The following is a 25,686-nucleotide window of genomic DNA, read 5'->3' as shown; positions in this document are numbered from 1 at the left end:
GCGAGAGCTTGAGATGCTCTCCATGTTCCCACTGACTCCTGCAACTCTCGAAGCCCATACCATCGGTCTCCGTCAATCCATGATAGAACCTGCCGTCCTGACCACCACGAAGGGCTCCTCCAAGCACCGTCGGGGCATTTTCGAGGACCCTAGGCTCTTCGCCAACAAACATCGCAGGTGCGGGCAGGCCGCAGCCAGCGAACCGAGCGGCGAGGCCCTTCTCAAACAAGATACACCCGCTGAACGATGACCCGTTCGGCGAAAGGGAAGGGGGGCGCACCAAGCCAGCGGCACGCCCCCTCCACATTCACCCTAAACCCTGGCTCGCTGCGACATTCGACGCTTGGACAGCCCCTGCCGCCCATAACTTGAAGCGGCAGATTGTCAAGGACCACCGGCCAGACCTTGCAGCGACGCCCTTCAATCCAATAATGCGATCACCAAAGGCTCGGTACTAGGTGCAAGGTATTCGTGTCCAGGCACATGTTCGACATGGATATGAGCGGAAGGGTCACCTTCATTCCCGAACTCTTCCACGCTAGACGCGAACACATCCAATTCATCGGCGCCACCCTGTATCCGCAAGGCGTCCCGAGCCGAGACGTGGGAAATCACGACATGACCAGAGGTGCATTCAAATTCAATCAATGACAGTGCCTTGTCGTACGGCGATGGATCGCCACCCGTATCTAGGGGAAGAATCCCCCGGGATGAGCGCAAACATGCCGCCAAATCCCGCAGTTCCTGGCCCGTTCCAGATAGTTCCAACTCTTTGGTGTCCTCGGCGTATAGAACCTTCATTTTCAACCTTCCGCATCGGACATCAGCAGTAGTCGCCGGGCCTGATCGTAGACGGGTCGATCATAAGGTGCGGATCCTTCAGCGGCCCGGAGGTCACCGGCCTGCCGTTGATCTGCGTCTCCAAGTTGAGATGGGGTCCGAGCTTCTGAACGTGCTTGACGTTGGGATTTACATCAAAACGTGCGATCTTGCGCACCTTGTTGCCATTCTCATCGATCGACTCGTTCTCGAACTGCACAGCTTTGCTGCCCGACTCACGCGACATCGGGTTGTCGCCGACATGCGCCGCAGCACGGTCCAGGGCTTCGTCCATGGAAATGTCGTTATTGTGAACCAGGATCGGGGTGTCACCTGCAGCCACATAGTAGGTGTGGAGTGTGTCCACCGTGAGGTCGTGCATGACCCTCGTCGCGAGGTACGACCGCACACCGGTGACAGTGACGAGCTCCCCGTCGAAAGCCAGCAACTTCTCGCCGACCCGGAGGTCACCAGCGTGCACCCAGTCACTCCGGTCACGACTCCATACCGGGTGGTTGTCGGTGGTTTCTAGGTCGACATTGCGACCGCCGTCCAGCGACAGGGTCAGGTCGGTCAGCTCTACGTCGACATTGATGTGCGTAGCAACGACTGTCTGCGGCGCTGACTCGCCACTGCTGGGATCCGCAGCGACGACTTTGTCGCCCAACCGAATTTTCTCAATGGGACGGACCGAGCCGTCGGCCAACAAGACGAGCGTTCCAGGCGCGAAGCTGTGACAGCCCTTCTTGAAGAGGGTCTTGACGCCGTCAACAAGGTCGCCGAGCAGACCCTTAACCCTGGTAGTGAGATTGGCGAGCTTTTTCCACTTCCAGGGAGCGCCATACCTGGCGGCCAGTTTGCCGAGGACGCCGCCGAGCATGGCGCCGGCGATGTTGCCAGCGGTGGCGAGGCACCCACCCATGTCGCCCTGCGTTATGCAGCTGAGGGCATCCGTGATGCCCAACTCGTCCGCGAGGATCTTCGCCAGCGCCTTGGCCGAGTCGAGGATCTTCTGCTTGGCCCGGGCGATCCGCGCCTGACGCTCCTTCTCGGCAGCGGCAGCCGCCGCCGCGCGGCGATCGGCCTCGCTGGCACGAGGATTGTTCCAGGCGTTAATGTGCGGCTCGTCCGGGTCGTACGTCTTCGAGCAACCACCACAACCGTCGTTGTGGCCCTTGACCTTGTGGTAGTTGCCGTACATGTCCTCGTAATCAGCACCGGGGCCGCAGGCGTCGTCGGAGCATGCCTTGAGGCCGTCGGGGTCGGAGAACGAGATCGGGTTGTTGTTGGCGTAGGCGTACCCGTTCATCTGCTGCGGGTCGCCGTTGTCGATGATCGGGTCAACGGAGATGAACCGACCGGTGATGATGTCGTACTCGCGGGCGCCGATGTTCACCAGGCCCGTGGTCGAGTCCTGGTTGCCGTTGACGAAGCCCTTCTCCGTTGGCCACTGCCCCGGCGTGAGCGGGTTGCCCCGGCTCTCGCCGTACGGGGTGGTCCGCCGGTGCGTGATCGCGCCGGTCTCGTCGACGGTCGCTTGGCCGGTGCCGTGATGGTCGGAGGCGACGTAGAACAGGCCGTTGAGCTTGCGGACGACCGTGCCGCCGCCCGGTAGCGAGTAGTAACGCGTGGCGTCCGTGGCCCGGGTGGTGTGGTTGAGCCGGATTTCCATCCCCGGCAGGTAGAGCGTCGTAGCATTCGGCTCCTTACGGAGCATCCGCGAGCCGTCGACGTCATAGAAGAAGCTGGTCTTCTTGCCGGCGGCGTCGGTGACCGACTCGAGGTTCCCCTCGGCGTCCCAGATCAGGTTCTGGTCCTCGCCGACCTTGGTCCGCCGCTTGGTGTTGCCGGCGGCGTCGTACTCGTAGGAGTAGAGACGGTCACCCTGCGGGGTGGTCTCGGTCATCTGGCGAAGCGTGTGCGGCTGCGCGGTGCCCGCCGTCGGGTACGTGTACGCCCGATTGATCAGTGTGCTGCCGTCGGTGCCGTACTGCGTCTCGGTCTTCCGGTTGCCGGTCAGGTCGAACGTGTATGCGTGGTGGTAGGGAGCCACCCCACCGACACCCGTCACCGACGGTCCGCCGGCACACGGGTCGGTCGCGGTGCTCGCCGACGTCCACGCCTGCTCCATGCGGCGCAGGTAGTCGTAGGTGAAGCACTGAACGTCCCGGGTTCCGGACGGGGTGTTGGAGATCCGCAGAATGTTGCCGGACGCGTCGTAGGTGTAGCGCGCGTCGAGGTCGATGACCGGCGCGCCGCTGCGGTCCAGCCGCAGGTTGGTCAGCCGCTTCGAACCCTGCTCGTACTGGTAGGTCGACCAGACCTTGTTGGCGCCCAGCGCCGCCTCCGTCTGGATGACCTCGCCGGTGGTCGAGTAGTCGACGTCCGTCAGGTACGGGGCGTCACCGTTCGTGGCGGTGAGGCGCTCCAGGCCGTCGTAGGTGTAGGCGATCGCTTCGAAGGGCATGCCGCCGCCCTCGGACATGCCGACGGAGGCGACGGTGCCGTCGCTGTTGTACTCGGTCGAGAAGGTGTAGAGCCCCGCCAGCTCCGCGCCGGCGTGCTGTGGCACCTGGTAGTAGGTGGCGTGCGGCCGGTAGAACTCGTCGTAGGCGGTGTAGTACGTCGCATACTCTTCGTCCCCAACCCACCGGCTGGCCGAGGACACCTGGCCCAGCATCTCCAGGTCGTAGGTCCAACTGCTCAGCCGCACGCCGGTCTCGGCCTCACCCTTGTAGGTGGCGGTCGTCCGGCCGATCTCGTCGTAGGTGGTGCTGATCTTCTGGCCCACGCCGTTGGTGGTGCTGGTGACCCGGTCCAGGTTGTCGTAGGTGATCGTCGACGTGCCGGCGTCCGGGTCGATCGACTTGACCTCGCGGCCGAGCTGGTCGTACTCGTGCTTCCAGAGGTTGCCGGCCGGGTCCTTGACCGTGGCGAGCTGACCGGACGGCGTGTAGGTGTACTCCGTCTTGTCGAACGCGCCTGACGGGCCGGTGCCCTTGTACTGCAGCAGCTGGGTGGTCTGCCCCAGGGCGTTGGTGATCGTCGTGGTAGGAATGCCACCCTGCGGCGGATCGACCGAGGTGCGGTCGCCGCCGTAGGTGGTGGTGGTGCGCCACTTCTCGTTGCCGGCGACGGAGGTGATCTCCGCCGTGACCCGGTCCGCACCGTCGTAGACGTAGAACGTCTGACCCTCGACCTCGCCGATGGTGGCGGGGAAGATGGTGTCGGCCGGCGCGCCCGCGGCGTTGTAGGTCGCGTACGTCCGGTCGAGCTTGCCGGTCGGGGTGTACATGGTGTCCGCGACCATGCGAGTGCCGTTCGGCCCCTCGGTCTGCACCTGGCGCGGACGCAGCAGGCCGTCGTGCAGCTTGTACTCGACGCTGTAGGTGCCGTCCTTCTGCCGCTTCTCGGTCTTGACCGCGACCGGCTTGTCCGTGCGGATCAGGTACGTGTACTTGATGCTCGGGTCGAGCCCGGCCGCACCCGTACGGTCCGGCATCCACACCTTGGTCAGCCGGCCCAGCGGGTCGTACTCCAATTGGCTGACCAGGTTGTTCGGGTCGGTCTGCTTGATCGGGCTGCCCCAGGCGGGGGCGTACTCGGTCGTGGTGACGTGGGTGAGCGGGTTGGTCTCGACCACCTTGGTCGTCAGGCCGTTCGTCTCGGTGTACGCGGTGGTCGTGGTCTTGCCCATCGCGTCGGTCGCGGTCAGCGGCCGACCGTACGAGTCGAAGGTGCCCGACGCGGCCGTGATGTAGGTGGCCGTGGTGCCGTCGTGGCTCTTCAGACGCTCCGACTTGGTCGGGTTGCCCAGCGTCGGGGCCACGCCGAAGGCCTTGCCGTCGTAGAGCGTCCGGGTGTCGGAGATGACCTGGGTCCTGCGGTCCGGCGTGACGGAGCACGCCACCGACACCGACTCGGTGCGCGCCACCAGGCTGTAGAGGTGGGCTGCGGAGTTGTCGGCGTAGGTGGTGCGGTTGCACGCCTCGTCGCCGGTGACGTCCACGTCGCCCAGGTTCTCGGTCTGGGTGACGCGGCCGAAGGTCGTCTCGAAGGTGGAGACGTTCTTGGTCTCCCGGAGGCCGCCCGCCGCCAGCGCGACGAAGCTGCGGGTGGTCGACGTGTTGGTGAACCAGGCCTTCTTGTCGCCCCAGGTGTGCGACTCGGTAGCGGTGTTGTGCCGCCACGGCGTGGCGATGTTCCGGCTGACCACCGCCGAGCCGTTGTAGACCGTGCTCTCCAACTGGTGCCCGGAGAACTCGTCGTAGTCGACGTGCTCGACTCCTGCCGAGTCGGTCACCCGGATGTCCCGGGTGGCCGTGCTGTTCGGGATCTTGTCGCCGTGCATGCCGCGCAGGTAGCGGTACTCGGTCTTGGTGGTCTGGGTCTGGCCGTTGCCGACGGTGACGACGACCTTTCCGTAGCCCCGCCACTCGCTCCAGGTGAGGTCCTTCGGGTCGGAGATCCCGTCCGGGTCGGACTTACGCCAGGCGGCACCGTCCAGGTAGTCGTACTTGGTGACCATGTCCGGCGCGCCGCCGGTCCGGTCGGTCTCGATCACCGCGGCGACCACGTACTTGAAGAACCAGTCCGTGATCGGGTCGCCGGTGCCGAGCGGGTTCCACTTCACCGGGTAGCAGCGCTTGGTGCTGTTGCCCTCCGTCGGGAGGGTGGTGGCGGTGCAGTCCGGGGTGGCGTAGTTGACGTCGATCTGCCCACCCGTGTCCGTCCAGACCGTGGCGAGGCGGAACCGGACCAGTGGCCCGATGTTGTCGTTGTCCCGGTCCACCCGGTTCGGCAGCTGGAGGCCGCCCAGCTCCACCGACGGCATCGCGATGTCCGCGCCGGCGCCGTACATGCCGGTGTGGGTGATCTTGTGGAGCCAGAGGGTGCGGGAGCCGTCACCGTTGTCGGTGAGCAGGTGGTCGAGCTTCCAGTTGTCGACCGGGGTCCAGCCGGTGCCCTCACGGATCTCGGTGGTGATACCGGTCAGCCGCGCCCGGGTCCAGAACGTCGGGCTGATCTGGTCGAGCTTGCACTTGATGTTCGCGTTGCAGTTGCGGTCGAACGGCACGTCCGGCCAGTACGGCGCGGTGGTGGTGGTCAGGTCCTGCGGGTCGCAGTCGATGGTCCCGGTCGGCAGGCACCGTTCCTTGACGTCGAACCGCACCCGGGCCGGGGCGTTGGTGGTGTAGACGGCGTTGTGCCGCTGCCCGTAGTCGACCCGCTTGAGGTAGCCGCCCCGGTGGTAGGGCACGCCGTTGACGTCGGTCTTCTTGGACCGGGCGTAGTGGTTCGTCTCGCGGGCGTAGTAGTAGGAGCTGACGTTGCCGTAGCGGTCCTTGACGTAGTCGAGGCTCCACCGCCACGCCTGGTCACAGAACGAGTCCAGGAAGGCGGTCTTGTTGCAGGGCTCGTTGGCGTCGTCACCGAAGACCGGCACCGTCCAGGTCGAGTTCGTCGTCTCCTTGCCCGTGACCCAGCCGGGCAGCCTGTTGAGCCCGAAGTAGTACTCGGTGCCGTCGGTCGTGGTGACCTTCCAGTGCTCACCGTCGTTGTCGTCGTTGGCCGCGCCGGTGAACCGCTCGACCTTGGAGCCGTCGTCGGTGGCGAACTTCCAGGTGCTGCCGCTCTTCACCAGCTCGGTGGACTTGCCGTTGAGCAGGATCGTGGCGTTGTCGTACGCCCAGCACTGGTCGACGTACTGGTCGTGGCCGTCGTCGGAGCACGACTTGTAGCGGCGCTCGATGTGACCGGGCTCGTAGTTGAAGCCCTCACCGACCCAGGAGCCCTGGTTGTTGGTCGCCGCGGTGCGACCGTCGACCGACTGCGACGAGTAGGCCAGGGTGATTCCCGGCGCCCCGCCGCCCGGGACCGGGGGCGTGCGCACCGGGTAGCTCCAGGAGAAGCCACCGGTGGACGGGGCCACCGACCACTTCGACGACGGCGCGAGCTTGGTCGCGCCGTAGTCGCCCTGCGAGGAGGACTCGGTGGCGGTCATCGCGAAGGTGGTCCCGCTGGACGCCGCACTCACCGTCGCCGACAGAGTGCGCTTCTCCGCGTCGTTGACGGTCGGCACCGGCTCGGCGGCACAGGCCGCCTTCTCCGGCGTGGTCAGCGCGCACTCCGGCAGCTTCACCAGCTTCAGCCGGGAGCCGAAGTCGCCGCCGTACGCGCCGGCCAGGCCTTCGTAGCTGACGCCGAGCTTGATGTCGCCGGCGGCCTGCTGACCGTCGGCGCGGTTGACCCGCACCAGCGGGCCGTCGACCCTGGCCCGCTCGGCGGCCTTGCGGTCGAGCACCTCGATGCGGACCTTGCCCGGAGCGGTGGCCGGCGTCGTCGCCGGGGCCACCGACTTCGCGCCGGCCTTCGGGGTGGGAGCGGCCACGGCAGCGACCGACACGGCGAGGCCGCCGGCCTTGCCGGTGGCGGCGGGCCCGGTGGTGGCTGAGCCGGTCCGGGCGGAGTCACGAGCGCCGGCCTGCGCCGGCCCGGTCGCCGGAGCAGCGGGTACGCCGATCTCGGTGGCGCCCGCCGCCGGCCAGGTGACCTTCGCGGGCGTCGTCGTGGCGGCGTCCGCCGCCGGGTTGCCCATGCGCGGCTTCACGCCGAGCGGGGCACGGTTGGGCACGGTCTTGCCCACGTCGGTGGCCGTCGGGCGTTTACGCTCCGCCGCGGCCGAGGCGGGGGCGTTGGCCACCTGGATGAGACTGACGCTCATCACACCGGCCATCGCCCAGGACACCGGTCGCACCACCCGGCGCTGCATAGCGCCGGACGCGACCAGGAGTCGGGAGAACATCCACCCTCCCCAGGGGTCGATTGGACATAGCTATGAAAAGTTCGATTGATGCCGAGAGCAGGAGGCGCCGGGGCCGTCCGGAAAGGACGGCCCCGACGCCTGTGTCGTCAGATGGTGGGAGCCTCGCCGATCAGACGAAGCTTGTCGATCTTCACCTTGTCCGCGACGCCGTCGTAGATGCGAACCTCGTCGATGTTTCCGGACAGGTGCTCACCCGGTGTGGCGCCCAGGAAGGCCCGCCCGAGCTGGAGGCTCGACATCGAGGTGGGCTTGAAGGGCACGGTGAGGGGTTCCAGCTCCGTCGATTCGCCCTCGACCCAGAGAGTGAGCTGGCGGGTGTAGCCGTCGTAGACCAACGCGAGGTGGTCACCGGCGCCCACCATGCGCGGAGTCCGCTCCGTCTCCTTCGACTGGAAGACCGCCCCGGCCGTGTCGTCCGTCGTCGCGGCCAGCTCCCACTTGCCCTGGCTGTTGGCCCGGACGATGACGGCGCTGTTGTTCGGACCCTTGACCGAGAAGGCGGTCATGGCGTGGTTGTTGGAGCCGCTGGTGAGCTTCACCCGGGCGGTGATGGTGAAGCTGCCCGTCGGGTCGACCAGGGCGCTGGACGACTGTGCGTACTCGTCGGGCTTGCCCGACAGTCGGAGGTGACCCGTCCCGACCATCCGGCCGATCGGAGTCGGCGTCTTGAACAAGAGACTCTGCTTGCTCAGCGCGAGGGGTGAGCCGTTGCCCACCTCCGGACTCTGGCCCGAGGTCTGGTCGTTGAGCTGCCAGTACGCCTTGCGGTTGAGCAGCTGCTTCTGCAGCCCGGTCGAGTCTTCGGTCACGATCGGCCGGTCGAAGACGGACACGTCCGCCATGCCGCCCTTCCAGAAGTCCGAGTACCCGCCGCCCTTGTAGGTGTTACGGCCCAGCTGGAGCGGGCCACGCGCCCTGGTCAGGGACCTCCGCTGCCACTCCACTGGCGGGTTGTTGTCGGCCTGAATGGAGATCTTCTTGTTCGGGCCGTCGAAGATGGCCGTGACGAAGGTCCAGTCCGTGGTCACGCCTGTCGTCGTCTTCACCCGCCACTCACCGATGTTGATGAGATCGTTGGTGGGCATGCGGAAGAACCACTGACCCTGGTCAACACCCAGGCTGAAGCCGGAGTCGCCGGTGCCGTCCTGGCTGACCGCTATCTGGCGGCGATTGACGTCGTCGGTCCGGAACCACCCCGTGATGGCGAAGCTCTGCGAGGTGTCCGCCAGCACCGCCTTGTCGGTGACCATGTAGGCGTTGGACGTGCCGTCGAAGATGGCGGCGCGGTCCCACTCACGGAAGTTGTTGGTCGTGGCGAAGGTGACCCCACTGCCGACCGTGGCGTCGTTCGGGCCCCGGGAGTTGTCCGCCCGGGTCGATCCCGCCGCGTCGGCCATCGGCCACTGCGCCACCGGAGGCCGCTTACCGACGCGGAACGTGCAGGTGGCCGGGGAACTTGCCCGCTTGGCCGCGTCGACGGCCTTGACGAAGAGCTGGCGCGGACCCTCCTTGTCCGGTGTCCAGTTGATCGTCACCGGGCCACCCGCGGTGGCGGGCTTCACCGAGATGTCGGTCCCACCATTGAAGTTGTACAGGTACTCGACGACGTCGGTGGCCGCCGAGTCGAAGGTGAAGCTGCCGACCACGCCGATCGAACCGCGCCACTCGTCGTCGTCCTTGCAGTCCGAGGTGGTGTCGGTGGCGTCCAGCGGCAGGTACTGCGCCGAGTCGACATCCGGGGGCGTCGGGCTGGTCTTGTCGACGATGAACTGGCAGACGTTTCGTGTTCCGTCGGAGCTCCAGGGCCCCCAGCTCACGCCGTCACCACCACGGACGTCCCAGGAAACCGTGACGTTCTGCGGGATGCTCTCGGACACCTCGTAGCTGAACTTCGACCCGCTGGCCTTGAAGGCCGTCTTGCTCAGCAGGACCGTGGGGGTCGAGCTGCCCGGAGCCGTGTACGTCACCCGGAACTCGGCCTGCACCTGCTCGGTGTGCGACGACGAGTGGTCGGGGTCGCGCAGGTAAGCGTCGAGTCGCGGTGCCTCGGGGGTGTACGGCACGTTGGTGCCGTACACACAGGCGCCACCGGGCGACATGAGCAGCTCGGACTGGTTCGGGATCAGCGGGGCCCGGTTGTAGCGGACCGAGAGCACCGCGTTGTCGCAGAACCGCTTGGTGTGGGTGGAGTCGCTCTCGTTGACCGACTTCAAGCCGAGGGTGACGTTGCTCCACCCCTTCGCCACGGCCGTCTGCACGGCGACCTTGGCGTCCCACTCGGTGTTCTGGTTAGTGGAGGTGCAGGTCGACTGCACGCTGGTCGGCGAGTTGGTGTCCAGATGCGTCGCGGTCGACCAGCTGGAGCCACCGGGCTGGTTGCTCCAGTTGGTGGTGGTGGCGATGCCCGCCGGCATCAGATAGAGCGCCGCCGCCCGGGCGGTGGAGTTGTAGACGTGCTGCATCGTCACCCGGAGCTTGGCCTCCAGGATCGTCTTGCCCGCGTAAGGGGTGGAGAGCCGGTAGAAGAGACGCTTCACCAGCGAGTTGTTGCAGGAGCTGGGGCAGCGGCCGATGCGCTCGTGTCGCTTGCCGTCGAACTTCCAGTATTCCTCCGAGGGGTAGCCGCTGTCGACCATCGCCCAGGCGCTGTTGGTGCTGCCCTGCCACACCGGGTCCACGTACACCGGGTAGGTGGTGTCCGGGTCGGCGAGCATGGCGGCGTCCGGGGTGAGGCTCAGGGTGCCCTGGGAGTAGGAGAGACCGACCTGGGCGACCTGCGAGGCCTCACCGGGGCCCCGGGCGGACGCCTCGTTCGGGTCCTCCGAGCCGGTGTCGGTGTCCGCCATGGCGGACGAGCGCAGGCCGCTGGTGGCGGCCTCGCCACCCTCCTGACTGCCGCTGTCCCACATGGTCGGCGCGTCGGCCTCCATCACCGGGTTGCCGGTGGCCGGGTCGAGGGCGACGATGCCGCCGTCCTCGGTCTCCTGAATGGTGAGCCCCTCACCGGTGACGCCGAGCCGCAGGTTCTGCAACTCCGGCAGGTTGGCCGCCTCGGGGGTCTTGAGCACCAGGACGTGTGAGAAGCCCTCAACGGTCACGAACGCGACCAGGTCGACGCCCTGGAAGACCTCCGGGTAGACGAGCTGGTCCCCGTTGACGGTGGGCGCCGGCAGCGGGTTCGGCCAGGTGAGCGTCATGACCCGGGAGTCCCGCTCGGCGACCATCAGCGGGGTGGTGCCACCGTTGGACAGCCGCATGTTGAGCAGCGCCGCCGTGGGCGCGTACGTCCCGTCGGGCTGGGCCACGAGCGTCGCGTCGGCCGGCACCCAGGCGTCGTTCTGAAGCACCCGGACGGCCTGGGTGTGCTCGTTGGCGACCAGCGTGCCGTCGGGCTGGGCGAACACGTCGCGGTACTCGCTGCGCTCCGCGAGCACCTCGACCGGCTGGTTGAGCGCCTTCGCCGCCAGCAGCGCCTCGGCCTCGGTATCCCGAATCGGGTCGGTCTCGAGCGCAGCCACCGGCGCGGTCGCCGGAGCCGAGTCGGGAGCGTCCACGTACGCCGTGCTGGAGAGCAGGCCGGCGAGGCCCACCATGAGGCCGAGCGTGAAGAGCCGACCCCGCTTTCTCGTACGACGGGCCACCCTACGGTCCTCCCCCGTTGAACTGAGCGATTTCATGTGATCCATCAGCCGATCGCCTCACCGAACGTGCTGTTGCCGGCCGGGAAGCCGTTCGCGCCGGGCCGCCAGGTCTCCGTGGGCGTCGTCGATCCGCTGGCGAGGCTCGACCACGGGAAGCCGTAGACGGCGTCACTGCCGTACGGGGTGCCGACCAGCAGCCGCTGCGAGGTGGCGGCCAGTGAGGTGCCGACGATCTCCTTCGCCCGGATGCTGCCCGGCAGGCTCGTCCCGTTGCGCTCGATCGTCACCGGCGTGCCGATCGGGTTGGCCAGCGCGGGGAAGACCCGCACCCGCCCTGCGTCAACGGTCGTCTCGCCGGCGTCTTCGCCCGGCACGCCGATCGCGATGAACATCGTCGAGGTGGTGCCCTCCGCAGCCGGGGCGGTGTTCGCCACCACGACCTTCTCGCCGAGGTAATCGCCGTCCTCGGACACGTAGGTGATCTCCGGCAGCTCGGTGAAGGTCTTCGCGGCGGTCACGTGGAAGCGGTGCACCAGGCCGGCGTCCGTGGCCAGGGTGTTCGTCGCCGCCACCGTGATGTCCTCGCCCGGCACGCCGACGACCACCAGCGAATCCGCCGTTCCGGCGGGCGAGCCGACCGGTCGGTACGGGGCGATGGAGATCGACTTGCCGAAGTTGTCGTCGGCCTCGGAGACGTTGGAGACGTTGGTCTGGTTCTGGTTCAGCTCGGCGGCGAGGGTGGGCAGGCCGCTGACGAACGTCTGGTTGAAGACGTTGACCGCTCCCGCGAACGTCTCGGTGCCGATCGCCTCACCCGGCGAGCTGACCGCCCAGTGGTACTTGGAGGCCGCCACCGCGTAACCGGTGCGGTCGTCGATCTCCGCACCACCGGGCAGGCCAGCCCCCTGGCTGAACGCGAGGTTCAGGCCGCCACGGAGATAGTGGACGATCCCCGTGACCGCGCCCGTGGCGAGGCCCTCGCCGGGCGCGCCGATGACCAGGTAGGGCTCACCGCTGGCAGTTCGGCTCCCCGCGACGGCGTAGCCGAACCAGTCGTTCGCCTCCGGGCTGTCCGGAACGTTGGCGGCGTCCTGGTGGTACACCACCGGGGCCGGTCCCTGGGCCAGGCCTGCGGGCGAGCCGAGCAGCACGTAGACGGCGCCGGCGTAGGACTGGCCGCCGACGACCTGGTTGGGCACGCCGACTACGAGGTCGGTGCAGCCGTCGTTGTTGTGGTCGTACGCGGAGATCGAGGTGCCAAACCGGTCACCGGCCTCGGCTGCGCCCGGAACGTTGGTGACTCCTTCGTGCAGGGTGTGGACGGTGGTGCTGCCGCCGTAGGCGACGTTCACGCGGCCGGCCCGGACCTGCCCGTTGACGGTGGCCTCGGGGTCGGCGATCGCGACGTCGGCGACGCCGTCGCCGTTGAAGTCGCTCTCGGTGCCGCCCGTGCAGCCGGTCACCGGTGCGACGGTGGTGTAGACCTGCATCTCGCAGAACGAGGACCAGACGTCGCTGCCGGACACTCCGTCATGGGCCTTGACCCGCCAGCGGTAAATGCCGCCGTCGACGAAGGCGCCCGCCGGCACCGTCGTGGCAGCGGTGGCCCCGGAGGCGACGCTGCTGTAGACGGCCGACCCGATCGGGGTGTCGGCGTTCATCGCCCACCACTCGAAGGTGACGGTCATCGCGGTGCCGTCACCGTCGGAGACGGTGGCCTTGAGCTGCGGCGTCAGCGTGTTGACCGCCGGCCGGCCGGAGCCGGTCACGCAGCTGGTGGTCGGGACTGTGGCCCGGGAGGTGACGGTCGGCCAGGAGTTGTAGGTGACCGTCGCCTTCGGGTCCTCGGCGGCGCTGCCGCCCTCCCGGGACCGGAACTGCTTGAAGCCGGCGGTCACCGTCTCGTCGGTGGCCCGCACGCCCATGCCCGCCCGGGTCTTGTTCGCGGTGGCGGCCTTCTGGAAGAAGGTCTTGCCGTCGATGTTGGCCCAGCCGTCGGTGCAGTTCGTCGAGCCGAGGGTTGCCGTGGACCGGGCGTCGGGACCGACGGTGTCCCAGGCGGGCTGGTTGGTGAAGGTCGTGGTGTAGGTCGACGGGGCGGTGGTCCAGATCTCCCACGAGGTCGGCGTGCAGGTGTGCGACCAGAAGTTCCAGAACGAGACGGTCGCCGAGTTGATCTGCTTGCCGGCCAGGACCGTGGTGTCCCAGGTGAGGAACGACCGGGTGAGGGTGGCCGGCGTGGTGGCCAGCAGACCGATCTGCAGGTCGGGCTGCTGGTTCTGGTCGGTGGTCACGGTCTGCCGGACCCAGGTGTCGAAGGTGGTGCCCAGCGGGTTGACCGTCGGGTCGATGGTCACCGGGTACGCGGTGGCCGGGTCGCGCAGCCAGGCGCGGTCCGGGGCGAGGGTCAGCTCGACGGCGTCACCGCGCTTGGTCAGCTCGGTGCGAACAGGCTTCTCGGCGGCGGGCGCACCCGTGATCGCGTTCTTCCGCGCGTCCCACATCAGCGGGGCGGGGATGTGCGCGGTCTGCTTGCCGGACCGGTCCGTGATCGCGATCGAGCCGTCCCTGCCCCGGTTGGCGCCGGCGACGCCGGGGCCGGTGAACGGGAAGGCAACGGTCTCGACCTGCGCGGCGGCGTCCCGGGTCTTGAGGACCAGGAACTGCTCGAAGCCCGTCCGGGTCGCCTCGACCACGAGGTCCACGCCGGGGCGGGCGTCCACGTAGGTGGCCCGGTTGCCGGTGAGGACCGGCGCGGACAGCGCGCCCGACCAGCCCATCGCCACCCGGTCCGCGCCGGTGCCGACCGCGGCCAACTCGTGCTGGCCAGGCCCGGCCGGGCCCGAGATCCGCAGGTCGTTGGGGTGTGCCACGGGGGCGACGGACCCGTCCGCCGCCGCCTTGAGAGTGAGGTCCACCGGGACCCAGTCACCGCCCCGGCGGAACCGCTGCATGCCCGTGGCGATGTCCGCCCGGAACTGTCCGTCCGGTAGCGCGAAGACCTCCGTCGTCTCCGACGTGAGGCTCTTGACCTGCACCGGCTTGCCGGTCTCGCGGGCGGTCCGCAGGGACACCGCCTCGTCGGACCTGTTCTCCACGCCACCCGTCACGCCATCCGGGCCGGCGGCGAGGTACGCCGCCGGTTCCCCCGAAATGCCGAACAATGCGACCGCCGTCATCACCGCAACGCCTGCCGCAAGACATGAACGGACGGTGGCAGTCTTCCGACGTGCCACAAATCCTCCCCCGTGAGTCTCCAGTTGTGTGTGCACCGGGACTGTAGGGAGCGCGGAGCACACCGCACAAGCATGGTCACGAACTGTGAGGATGAAGGTGGCGATACGGACTTATCGCCGACTCCCGTCACCGAACGGAGTCTTGGCTGTTCGTAGGGCTTCAGCCCGGGCGTGTCGGTCGGCCACGAAGAGGGCTGGCCCGGACACGGAAAATAGTCGATGCAATGCAGTTACGTCAATACGAAAGGCAAACAATGCAATTATGCCGAGCACGCCGTGGAGGGCGCGCCTCGGGCGCGGGAATGCCGCGAGCACAGCACGGTGGAGATGTGCCGAGCCGCCATCCGACCATGGGACCGCAACCCCCACGGCAGTCCGCCTCAGCGCCCTCAGCAACACCCGGCAAGTCGGGCAGTTGTGTCGAGCCGGGCCGGCACGGAAAACCCCTCATCACCGCCCCGTCGACACTCCCCGAACGGCCCATCGACGCAGGTGAGCGGCCCACTGAGACACGCTCACCACTGGATTAGCACACCCGTACGAATGCATGCGCAGCCGTTCATCTGAACGATTCGGCGACCGCGACCGAACCGCCGAGGCATTCCACTCTTCGACACCTGGCGGGAGCACCACCAGGGTGGTAAAGGCGCTGGTCCTTCAGCCGCCGAGCGCGTCGATGTCGCGCATCTCCTCGGCCGTCAGCGAGAAATCGAAGATGTCGGCGTTGGCCCTGATCCGCTCCGGGGTGACCGACTTGGGGATGACCACGATCTCGTGGTCGATGTGCCAGCGCAGCACGACCTGGGCAGGCGACACGTCGTGCGCGGTGGCGATGCGGGTCAGCACCGGATCGGAGAGGTCGCTGGTCTTGAAGGGGCTGTAGCCCTCCAGCACCACGCCCCGGTCGCGGTGCTCGACGTGGCGCTGCCGGTCGTACAGCGACGGGCTCCAGCGGATCTGGTTGACCGCCGGGTTCTCCTCGGTGGCCTGGATCAGCTCGTCGATCTGCGCGGTGCTGTAGTTGCTCACCCCGATCGCCCGGGTCAGGTTCTCGTCCCGGGCCGCCAGCAGCTCCCGCCACACCGGGATGCTGTCGGCCGGCGAGGACGGCGGCCAGTGGATCAGCCAGAGGTCGACGTGATCGGTGTCGAGCGCGCGCAGGCTGGCCTCGATGGTCTCCCGCTCCCGCCCCACCCGGTCCGGCGGCAGCTTGGTGGTGATGAAGATGTCCTCGCGGCGCAGCCCGCTCTCCTTGATTGCCCGGCCGACCTCCTCCTCGTTGCCGTACATGGTGGCGGTGTCGATGTGCCGGTAGCCGGCGTCGAGCGCGGCCAGCACGGCGTCGTAACCAGCCTGGCCGCTGGCCTGCCAGGTGCCGAAGCCGAGCAGCGGCATCCGGACGTCGCCGGGGAGCAGCGCGGTGGGCTGGTTGAAGTGCTGGTCCATACCGACGTTCTACCCGTGATCGCCGGTGACATGCCCCGGAACCGGGCAACCGGCGGAGCCGGGCGGTTTGCCGGAGAATGCCGGTGTGGCGGACCGTCTGGAGGAGTATCGGCGCAAGCGGGACGCGGCGCGTACCCCGGAACCGGTGCCGCCGGAGCGGCCGCGCCGGCGGCGGAAGGCCGGCGAGGCCCGGTTCGTGATCCAGCAGCACCACGCCCGCGCGCTGCACTGGGACCTGCGACTCGAGCACGACGGGGTGCTCGCCTCCTGGGCGGTGCCGCGCGGCCTGCCCCGGGACACCGGGCGCAACCACCTGGCCGTGCACACCGAGGACCACCCGATGGAGTACCTCGACTTCCACGGCGAGATCCCGGCCGGCGAATACGGCGGCGGGACGATGACCGTGCACGACCGGGGCACCTACCAGTGCGAGAAGTGGCGCGACGACGAGGTGATCGTGGTGCTGCACGGCGCGCGTACCAGCGGCCGGTACGTCCTCTTCGCCACCGGCGGCCGCGACGGGCGGGACTGGATGGTCCGCCGTACCGACCCGCCCCCTCCCGGCTGGACGAGCATGCCGGAGCTGGTGCGCCCGATGCACCCCACCCCGTCGGGCCGGTTGCCCGCCGACAGCGCGGAGTGGGGTTACGAGCTGCGCTGGGACGGCGTGCGGGCGATGGCGTACGTCTCCGGCGGCCGGCTGCGGCTGCTGTCGGAGACCGACGAGGACGTCACCGGGACGTACCCCTGGTTGCGGGACATGGCCGAGGCGCTGGCCCCGACGGAGGCCGTGCTGGACGGCGTCCTGGTCCGGATCGATTCCGCCGGCCGGGTCCGTCCGGCGCGGACGGGTCGGGCCGGCCCCGACGCGCAGTTCCTGCTCTTCGATCTGCTCTGGCTGGAGGGTGTGGCCAGCCTCGACGTGCCGTACGCGCAGCGCCGGGAGCTGCTCGACGGTCTGGCGCTGGCCGGGCCGCACTGGCAGACTCCGCCGTGGTTCCCCGGCACCGGCGCCGAGGCGCTGGACACGGCCCGCGGGCAGGGGCTGCCCGGGGTGGTGGCCAAGCGGCTGGACTCGGTCTACGAGCCGGGCCGACGCAGCCGCCGCTGGCTGAGCATCGAGGCAGGCTGACGGCGAGGAGCATCGTGTACCTGACCCACCTGGAGTGCCCGCGCTGCGGACGGGAGCACGACGCCGGCCGACCGGCCAACCTGTGTGGGTGCGGCTCGCCGCTGCTGGCCCGCTACGACCTCGCGGCGGTGGCCGAGGCGGTGACGCCGGAGCGGTTCGGCCTGCGCCCGGCCGACCTGTGGCGCTACCGCGAGGTGCTGCCGGTGGCCGACGAGCGGCACGTCACCACGTTGGGCGAGGGCTGGACGCCGCTGTTGCGCGCGCCGGCGTACGGGGCGGAGATCGGCATTCCGGACCTGATCGTCAAGGACGAGGGGCTGACGCCGACCGGGTCGTTCAAGGCGCGCGGCGCGGCGGTGGGGGTGAGCCGGGCGCGTGAGCTGGGCGTCGAGCGGATCGCCATGCCGACCAACGGCAACGCGGGGGCGGCCTGGGCCACGTACGCGGCCCGGGCCGGCATGGGCGCGACCATCGCCATGCCGCTGGACGCGCCGACCATCTGCCGGCGGGAGTGCCTGGCCGCGGGCGCGGACCTGCGCCTGGTGGACGGGCTGATCAGCGACGCCGGCCGGTGGGTGGCGAAGCTGGTCGCCGACTCGGGCGGGACGGTCTTCGACGCGGGCACGCTGCGCGAGCCGTACCGGCTGGAGGGCAAGAAGACCATGGGGTACGAGATCGTCGAGCAGCTCGGCTGGCAGGTGCCCGACGTGATCATCTATCCGACCGGCGGCGGAGTCGGGTTGATCGGCATCCACAAGGCGATGCACGAGCTGCGTGAGCTGGGCTGGGTGGAGGACAAGCTGCCCCGCCTGGTCGCGGTGCAGTCCACCGGGTGCGCCCCGGTGGTGCGGGCGTTCGCCGCCGGGCAGGACCGGGCGGAGCCCTGGGCGGACGCGCACACCGTCGCCTTCGGCATCACCGTTCCCGCCCCGCTGGGCGACGAGCTGATCCTGGCCGCGCTGCGGGAGAGCAGCGGCACGGCGCTCGCGGTCGACGACGCGGAGATCCTGGCCGACCTGCGGGACTTCGCCCGCCGGGAAGGGCTGCTGCTCTGCCCGGAGGGGGCGGCCTGCCTGACCGCCGCCCGGCACCTGCGCGCCGGCGGCTGGATCCGGGCCGGCGAGCGGGTGGTGGTGCTGAACACCGGGGCGGGGCTGAAGTATCCGGAGACGGTGGACGTCTCCGGCGTACCCGTGGTGGCGGCCTGACCCGGTCGGGGCGGCCGAGCGGCCGGACGGCGCCGGCGCCGGGCACGGACCGGCGCCCCGCGGACCGGGCGTCCGCGGGGCACCGGGGTCGGGCGGTCTAGCGCCAGGTGATGTCGGACTCGGAGTAGAGGCAGTTGACGCCGTCGGCGCCCTCACCGATCTCGGTCGGCTCGCTGCCCTTCGGCACACCCTTGTACTTGACGCAGATCCGGGTGTCCCGGTCCGGGTCGTTGAGGATGGTGATCCGGGTGAACCGGGCGGTGTCGCCCCAGTTGGTGTTGATGCCGGCGAGCACCTTGGTCGAGGTGGCGGTGACGTTGTCCATCACCACGTGCCGCTGGTACGAGGTGGAGCAGTTGCCGCAGGCCCGGTAGAACTTGCCCGAGTTCTCCACCCGGAAGTTCCTGATGTGGACGGTGCCCGGGCCGTTGTGCTGGAACACCTTGTCGCTGGCCGAGCGGGCGCCACCGCCGTCGACGGTGTAGGTGGTGCCGCCGCGGAAGGTCGCCGCGTCCTCGGCGACGTCCTCCCACCAGACGTTGACCAGCGTGCAGTTGCCCTCGCAGTGCACGCCGTCCCCGGCCGGCGCCCCGATGATGACGTTGCGCAGGGTGGCCCCGGCGGCCAGCACGAACATCGGGTCCTGGCTCTCGCTCTGCCCGCCGTCGCCGATGCCGTAGTAGCGCTTCAGGCCGCCGTCGAAGGTGCCGCTGACGGCGATGGTGGCGTCGACCTTCTGGCTGGCGGTGGGGGTGGGCCACGAGCCGGACGGCGGCGGGGTGGTGGTGGGCGGCGGCGTGCTGGGGGGCGGGCTGGTGGTCGGCGGCGTGGTCGGGGTGGCGACGGAGGAGTCCACCGTCACGTCGTCGAAGCTGCCCCTGGCGTACGCGGTGACCAGGCCGATCCGGCCGGCGCTGACCAGGCTGTTGCTGCCGGAGGCGATCTGGGTGCCGTTGACGAAGCCGCGGATGGTGCTGCCGGTGGCCTCGATCCGCAGCGTGTACCAGGTGCCGGCGGAGGCTCCGACCGAGGCGGAGCCGAGGGCGGTGATCTGGCTGCCGTTGACCGCCTGCAGTTCCGCCCGGCCGGAGCCGAGCAGGGCCAGCCGGTACATCTTGGTGCTGCTGCTGGAGCGGGCGGCGACCCCGACCAGGCCGGTGGACGAGCCGAAGCCGTCCGGCCGGACCCGGGCCTGCACCTGGTAGTCGGTCCAGCCGGTCTGCCCGGCGAACTGGTGGGCCAGCTCGCTACTGGCGCTGGACTGGCTGAACACGCCGCCGCTGACCGCCCACGTCCCGCCGGACTTGGACCACCCGGAGGCGTCGCCGTCGGCGAACGTGTCGGAGAAGACGGTGGCCGCGAAGGCCGAGCCACCCATGCCGGCGGCGAGCACGGCGACGGCGGCGCCGGCGCCCACCGCGAGCATTCGTGAACGTCGATGTCTGACGGGTCTGGTGCGCACAGTTCCTCCTGTGGAGCAGGTGGTGGGATGCGACGACCGGCGGCGTCGGGCCGACGTCGCGGAGGCGACGGCGACCGGTGGCCGGTGCCGCGGTGCGTCCCGCCGAAGGCCCGGTCTCCGGGCGGGATGAGGGGGCGTGAGCCTCAGGAAAGGGCTTTCCCGTATCCCCGAGGCTAGGACCGCCCGTGCATCGTCGTCAATGCCTGGCGATTTGCAGGAGTGTTGCAGGATCTCGTCGCGGCGCTCAGCCAGAGCTCAGGTCCGCGAACCGCCAGGCCGCGTTGATCAGCCCGATGTGCGACAGCGCCTGCGGCGTGTTGCCCAGCTGCGCGCCGGTACGCAGGTCCACCTGCTCGGCGAAGAGCCCGAGGTCGTTGGCGTGCCCGAGCACCTGCTCGAACAGCCGCCGGGCCCGGCCCTCCTCGCCCGCCAACAGCAGGCACTCGACCAGCCAGAACGAGCAGAGCACGAAACCGGCCGGGTCGCTGTCCCAGCGTCGGACCAGGCCGTCGTCGTTGCCCAGCTCTCGCTCGATCGCGTCGATGGTGGCGCGCATCCGGGGGTCGGTGGCGGGCAGGAACTGCGACATCGGCAGCAGCAGCGCGGAGGCGTCCAGCTCCGCCGACCCGAAGACCCCGGTGAACGCCCCGATCCGGTCGTTCCAGCCGTCGCGCAGCACGGTGTCCCGGATCTCGTCGCGGATCGCGGCCCACCGCCGCGGGTCGGCCCGCTCACCCAGCCGGGGCGCCACCTGGACCGCCCGGTGCAGGGCGCTCCAGCAGAGCACCTTGGACGACAGGTGGTGCCGCTCGGCGTCCCGGGTCTCCCACATCCCGTGATCCGGCAACCGCCAGGTCGCTGCGACCTGCTCGGCCAGCCCGACGACCATCTCGCGCAGCTCCTCGTCGAAGGTCTCGCCGAGATAGTCGTGCAGCCGCCAGACCGCCGAGATCACCTCACCGGGCACGTCCAGCTGCCGCTGTCGCCAGGCGTCGTTGCCGATCCGCACCGGGCGGCTGCCCGCGTAGCCGCGCAGGTGCTCCAGCTCGTGCTCGGAGATGTCCCGTTCCCCCTCCAGGCCGAAGAGCACCGGGACCGGCTCGTCGCCGATCCGGCCGATCGCGCGGGCCGCCCAGACGAAGAGCCGGTTCGCCTCGGTCGGGCAGGCGGCCACCCAGAACGCGCGCATCGTCATCGCGAAGTCGCGCAGCCAGGAGTAGCGGTAGTCGTAGTTGCGGTCGCCGCCGCACCGCTCCGGCAGCGACGTGGTCAGCGCGGCGGCGACCGCGCCGCTGCGGGTGTACGTCAGACCGGTGAGCACGGTCGCGCTCTGGCGCACCTGCTCGACGTACGGCCCGTCGTAGTGGTGGAGCCCTCGGTACGCCTGCCAGGCCTGCACCGTCTCGGCGAGCGTGGTCAACGGGTCCATTCGGGCCGGCGGTTCGCCGTGCACCGGCGCGTACGCCAGATCGAAGCCGACGCACTGCCCGGCGGTGACCTCGAACTCCTGGCGGACCCGGTCCCGCCCGGCGCGCAGCGCCGGCCCGTTGCTGCGCAGGGTCAGCGCCACCGGGCCGGCGACGGCCACCACCGCACCGTCGGGCTGCTCGTGCAGGTACGGCGTGAGCAGGCCGTACTCGGGGCGGGGCGCGAAGTCCAGCCCCATCCGGACCCGCCCGCCGAGCCCCTCGACCACCCGCAGCAGCACCGCCGGGGAGTTCATGCCCAGTTGGTGACCGCGGGCGCCCAGCTCGGCGGCGAGCGCGTCGGTGACCGCGACGCTCCCCTCGGGGGTGTGGTGGACCGTCCGCAGCACCAGCGTGTCCGGCTGGTACGCGCGCTCCACCCGGGACGGGCCGAGCGGCGCCAGCCGCCAGTACCCGCCGGCCGGGTCGAGCAGCCGGCCGAAGACCGACGGCGCGTCGAACCGGTCGGGGCACCACCAGTCGACCGAGCCGTCCCGGCCGACCAGCGCACCGGAGCGACAGTCGGAGAGGAACCCGTAGTCGGAGATCGGCGGCTGGTCCACCCGCCCCGGGTACCCGGACCGACCGGGTTCAGGCCGGTCAACGGGCCGGCCGGGCCGGTCGGCGGGGCCGGTGGACCGCTGCCGCCGGGGCGGTCAGGACGTCGGTGGCTCGTCCTCGCCGGCCGCCTCCGCCGCGTCGGCCTCCTCCTTCGTCCGGTGCACCACCTGGTCGGCGTGCTCCGGCGGGCCGTAGACGGTGTAGAGCACCAGCGGGTTCGGCCCGGTGTTGACGAAGTTGTGCTTGGTGCCGGCCGGCACCACCACCAGGTCGCCCTGGACGACCTCCCTGGTCTCCCCCGCCACCCGCGCCTCGCCGGTACCGCTGACGAAGGTCAGGATCTGGTCGATCCCGTCGTGCACCTCCTCACCGATCTCGCCGCCGGGCGGGATGGTCATGATCACAAGCTGGGTCTTCTCACCGGTCCAGAGCACCCGGCGGAAGTCCGGGCTCTTCTGGGCGACGGTCGCGATCGTGAAATGCTCCATGGCGCGCTCATACCCGGCCCGGGCCTCCGTCACGCCGGGACTGTCAGATGGTGGAATTCCCCACCCGTCGGAGGTTTGCCGCCCCGCGCAACGGGCATCGACCACACTGACGGCTGCGTACGCGCGGCTGTCGAGCCAGGTCCCCGCTGGCGTACCGCCGAAGGGCTGCGGTGGTGGGAGACGGCCGGAGCGCGGCGACGCGACGACCCAGGGGTCGAGCGGCGCCGTGCGCCCGTGTCCGGGTTTGTCAGGTCAGCACCGCCAGGTGGAACGGCTGGGCGTCAGTGGCGACGTTGGGGCACGGGCGGGGAGCCGACGCAGACCACCCTCAGCTCGTCCTCGCCCGCCGGGCCGGCGAAGCGGACCTCGACGTGCTCGTCCGGGCCCCGGTCGACGTCGCGTACCCGGTAGCCCTGCGCCGGCGCCCAGGAGACCAGCCGCACCCCCGACGGCCCGCACTCGGCCACCGCCGTCCCGCCGGTGGTGGCCAGCACCCGACGCGCGCCCGCGGCCGAGGTGACGGCGACGCCGGAGGGTGTCGGGCCGGCGGCCGGCGGGGTGACCCCGGCGGCGGACGGCGGCGCCGTCGCGAGGGCCCGCCGCACCTCATCCTGGCTGCGTACGCCACCCGGGGTGCCGCTGATGCTCTCCCCCACCAGCCGGATCGCCGCCAGGCCGACGAGCAGCGCGGCGACCGCGGTGGCGAGCCAACCGAGCACGGCGAGCAGGGGGCGACCGGGCATTCCCCGAGTCTGCCGGACGCCGGGTTGCGGCGCGCCCAGGGCAGGGTTAAGGGAGGGTTGCGGCGGGCGGCCGGCAGCCGCGGCGCGGATTAGCCTGCCAGGTGTGGCCCGCCTGCTGCTGATCGAGGACGATCTCACCATCCGTACGCCGCTGATCCGCGCGCTGCGGGACCGCGGGCACGCCGTGGCCGCCGCCTCCACCGCCCTGACCGGCCTGCGGGACGCGCTCGAGGACCGGCCGGACCTGGTCGTGCTCGACCTGGGACTGCCCGATCTGGACGGTGCCGAGCTGCTGCGGATGCTCCGGGCGGTCAGCTCCGTGCCGGTCATCGTGGCCACCGCCCGCGACGACGAGCGGGAGATCGTCCGGATCCTCGACGCCGGGGCGGACGACTACGTGGTCAAGCCGTTCACCGCCGCGCAGTTGGACGCCCGGGCCCGCGCGGTGCTGCGGCGGGCCGCCCCGGAGGACCGGGACGCCGACCCGGCGCTGGTGGTCGGCGGGCTGCGGATCGATCCGCGTACCCGCCAGGTCAGCCTGGACGGGGTCCCGGTGGAGCTGACCCCGCGCGAGTTCGACCTGCTGCACCACCTGGCCGGCCGGCCCGGGCAGGTGGTGACCAAGCGGGAGCTGCTCACCGAGGTGTGGCGGATCCCGTACGGCGGCGCCGACAAGACCGTCGACGTGCACCTGTCCTGGCTGCGCCGCAAGCTCGGCGAGAACGCCCAGCAGCCCCGCTACCTGCACACCGTCCGGGGCGTCGGCGTGCGGCTGGCGCCGCCGCCCGGGACCGTCGGGTGAGACGACGGCTGGCCCTGCTGGTCGCGTCGGTCAGCGTGCTCACCCTGATCGCCTTCCTGGTGCCGCTGGCGCTGCTGGTCCGCACCGTCGCCGAGGACCGGACGACCGTGCGCGCGACGGCCGACGCGCAGAGCCTGGTGCCGGTGGTCGGCACCGCCGAGCTCGACACCATCCGGATCACCGTCGAGCAGCTCGTCGCCGAGTCGGGGCGGCCGGTCACCGTCTTCCTGCCCGACGGCACGGTGCTGGGCGCGCCCGCGCCGCGTACGCCGGCGGTGGCGCTGGCCGCGCGGGGGCAGAGCCTGACCGCGGAGTCCGACGGCGGGCGGGAGGTGGTCATCGCCGTCCAGGGCCGGCCGGAGGGGCCGGCGGTGATCCGCACGGTGGTGCCCCGGGCCGAGCTGACCGCCGGGGTGACCCGGGCGTGGACGGTGCTGGCGCTGCTCGGGGCGCTCCTGGTGGTGGTGGGGCTGGTGGTCGCCGACCGGCTCGCCGGCTCGCTCACCCGCCCGATCACCGAGCTGTCCACGGTGTCCCACCGGCTGGCCAACGCCGAGCTGGACGCCCGGGTCGAGCCGGCCGGGCCGGCGGAGCTGCGCGAGGTGGCCGGCGCGCTCAACCACCTGGCCGGCCGGATCCAGGTGCTGCTGCGCGAGGAGCGGGAGCAGGTGGCGGACCTGTCGCACCGGCTGCGCACCCCGCTGACCGCGCTGCGGCTGGAGGCGGAGTCGCTGCGCGACCCGGAGGACGCGGCCCGGGTCACCGCCGCCGTCGACGGGCTGGAACGGGCGGTCAGCGGGCTGATCCGCGAGGCCCGCTGGCGCAGCTCGCCCGCCGCCGGCCGCGCGGTCAGCGACGCGGCGGCGGTGGTCGGCGAGCGGGTGGCGTTCTGGTCGGTGCTGGCCGAGGACACCGGCCGGCGGGTGACCCTGGAGCTGGCGCCGGGGCCGCTGCCCGTCGGGGTGGCCGCCGACGAGCTGGCGGCGGTGGTGGACGCCCTGCTGGGCAACGTCTTCGCGCACACCCCGGACGGCACCCCGTTCGCCGTGCGGCTGGCGGCGGACGCCGACGGGGTGCTGCTGACCGTCGCCGACGAGGGGCCCGGGCTGCCCGCCGGGGCGGCCCGGCGGGGGTCCAGCGGAGCGGGGTCGACCGGCCTCGGCCTGGACATCGCCGACCGGGCGGCCCGGGCCGGCGGCGGTCACCTCGAACTCGGCACCGGGCCGGGCGGCGGGGCCGTGGCGCGCCTGCGGTTGGGTCGACCGCCGGGATAACCACCGTTTAGCGTCGGGACAGCGCGCCGCTATCCGCCTCCGGTCGATGCTCGGCAGGACAGCGAACGGGACCGACGGAAGGTGGACATCATGCGGCGTACCTCTCTGATCCTGGCCTCGGCCGGTGGCGTGGCGGTGCTGGCGGTGACCGGCGCGGCGCTCGGCGTCACCGCGGCCGACCGGCAGGCCGACGCCCCGCGCGCCGCCCTCACGGCCGTGAGCGTCGACGACACCCCCACGCCCGACGACAGCCCGTCCACCGCCGGGGCGACGCCGGCCGGGGTCGACCGGGACCGGGCCGGGGCGATCGCCCTCGCCGCGGTGGGCGGCGGCTGGGTCGTCGACGTCGAGGCCGAGCACGAGCACGGCCGTCCGGTGTGGAACGTCGAGGTGGTGTCCGGCGCCGCCGGCTGGGACGTGCACGTCGACCGGGACACCGGTGCGGTGCTGCGCGTCCGGCCGGAGACCGGCGACGTCCGGACAGCTCTGGACGGTCGGCGGGCCGACGCGACCGGCTCACGCGACCGGGGTGGCGACCCGGCCGACGCGGACGACCGGCACGGCGACGACGCGTCCGGCACG

The 25,686-nt window shown here is 70.5% G+C and carries 14 protein-coding genes; 5 read left to right on the top strand and 9 right to left on the bottom strand.

What is annotated here, in order from left to right:
- Positions 1–420: 420 nt before the first annotated feature.
- The 5 genes from FHX75_RS27060 to FHX75_RS27040 all read right to left on the bottom strand — a co-directional run bounded on the left by FHX75_RS27060 (position 421) and on the right by FHX75_RS27040 (position 15,968).
- Positions 421–801 (bottom strand): Imm32 family immunity protein, encoded by a 381-nt coding sequence (locus tag FHX75_RS27060; protein WP_154943192.1) that lies wholly within the window; start codon positions 799–801, stop codon positions 421–423.
- A gap of 22 nt (positions 802–823) precedes the next feature.
- Positions 824–7,624 (bottom strand): polymorphic toxin-type HINT domain-containing protein, encoded by a 6,801-nt coding sequence (locus FHX75_RS27055; RefSeq protein ID WP_154943191.1) that lies wholly within the window; start codon positions 7,622–7,624, stop codon positions 824–826.
- Positions 7,625–7,731: 107 nt separating this feature from the next.
- The gene (locus FHX75_RS27050) at positions 7,732–11,238 is read right to left on the bottom strand and encodes a LamG-like jellyroll fold domain-containing protein (protein ID WP_211364628.1); all 3,507 of its coding nucleotides are present in this window, start codon (positions 11,236–11,238) and stop codon (positions 7,732–7,734) included.
- A 92-nt stretch (positions 11,239–11,330) separates the two neighbouring features.
- Complete coding sequence (locus FHX75_RS27045; RefSeq protein ID WP_154943189.1) at positions 11,331–14,465, bottom strand: FG-GAP repeat protein; 3,135 nt, start codon at positions 14,463–14,465, stop codon at positions 11,331–11,333.
- A gap of 714 nt (positions 14,466–15,179) precedes the next feature.
- Positions 15,180–15,968, bottom strand: a complete 789-nt coding sequence (locus FHX75_RS27040) for an aldo/keto reductase (RefSeq protein WP_154943188.1) — start codon at positions 15,966–15,968, stop codon at positions 15,180–15,182.
- Positions 15,969–16,053: 85 nt separating this feature from the next.
- Between FHX75_RS27040 and FHX75_RS27035 the strand changes: the two genes are divergently transcribed.
- Together FHX75_RS27035 and FHX75_RS27030 are read left to right on the top strand one after the other, a co-directional pair.
- Positions 16,054–17,100: a DNA polymerase ligase N-terminal domain-containing protein gene (locus FHX75_RS27035; RefSeq protein ID WP_154943187.1), complete on the top strand. Its 1,047-nt coding sequence runs from the start codon at positions 16,054–16,056 to the stop codon at positions 17,098–17,100.
- Positions 17,101–17,114: 14 nt separating this feature from the next.
- A complete protein-coding gene (locus tag FHX75_RS27030) occupies positions 17,115–18,308 on the top strand; it encodes a threonine synthase (RefSeq protein ID WP_154943186.1) in 1,194 nt (397 codons plus the stop codon).
- A gap of 97 nt (positions 18,309–18,405) precedes the next feature.
- Here FHX75_RS27030 and FHX75_RS27025 read toward each other — a convergent pair whose 3' ends face one another.
- From FHX75_RS27025 to FHX75_RS27010, 4 genes are all read right to left on the bottom strand, one after another.
- Complete coding sequence (locus tag FHX75_RS27025) at positions 18,406–19,734, bottom strand: pectate lyase (RefSeq protein ID WP_246158712.1); 1,329 nt, start codon at positions 19,732–19,734, stop codon at positions 18,406–18,408.
- A 280-nt stretch (positions 19,735–20,014) separates the two neighbouring features.
- A complete protein-coding gene (locus tag FHX75_RS27020; protein ID WP_154943184.1) occupies positions 20,015–21,799 on the bottom strand; it encodes a glycoside hydrolase family 15 protein in 1,785 nt (594 codons plus the stop codon).
- Positions 21,800–21,892: 93 nt separating this feature from the next.
- Complete coding sequence (locus tag FHX75_RS27015; RefSeq protein WP_088963697.1) at positions 21,893–22,285, bottom strand: cupin domain-containing protein; 393 nt, start codon at positions 22,283–22,285, stop codon at positions 21,893–21,895.
- Between the two features lie 281 nt (positions 22,286–22,566).
- A complete protein-coding gene (locus FHX75_RS27010) occupies positions 22,567–23,028 on the bottom strand; it encodes a septum formation initiator (protein ID WP_154943183.1) in 462 nt (153 codons plus the stop codon).
- A 103-nt stretch (positions 23,029–23,131) separates the two neighbouring features.
- Between FHX75_RS27010 and FHX75_RS27005 the strand changes: the two genes are divergently transcribed.
- The 3 genes from FHX75_RS27005 to FHX75_RS26995 form a co-directional block, all read left to right on the top strand.
- Positions 23,132–23,830, top strand: coding sequence for a response regulator transcription factor (locus FHX75_RS27005; protein WP_154943182.1), 699 nt, complete (start codon positions 23,132–23,134; stop codon positions 23,828–23,830).
- Positions 23,827–25,104, top strand: a complete 1,278-nt coding sequence (locus FHX75_RS27000) for a sensor histidine kinase (RefSeq protein ID WP_154943181.1) — start codon at positions 23,827–23,829, stop codon at positions 25,102–25,104. Before FHX75_RS27005 ends, FHX75_RS27000 begins: the two co-directional genes overlap by 4 nt.
- A gap of 90 nt (positions 25,105–25,194) precedes the next feature.
- A partial coding sequence (locus FHX75_RS26995) for a PepSY domain-containing protein (protein WP_154943180.1) occupies positions 25,195–25,686 on the top strand: 492 nt, incomplete at its 3' end.

It is taken from the genome of Micromonospora palomenae, from assembly GCF_007829925.1.
GTDB lineage: Bacteria > Actinomycetota > Actinomycetes > Mycobacteriales > Micromonosporaceae > Micromonospora > Micromonospora purpureochromogenes.
The sequence above is the reverse complement of the archived record's forward strand: the minus strand, read 5'-3'. Positions and strand labels throughout refer to the sequence as shown.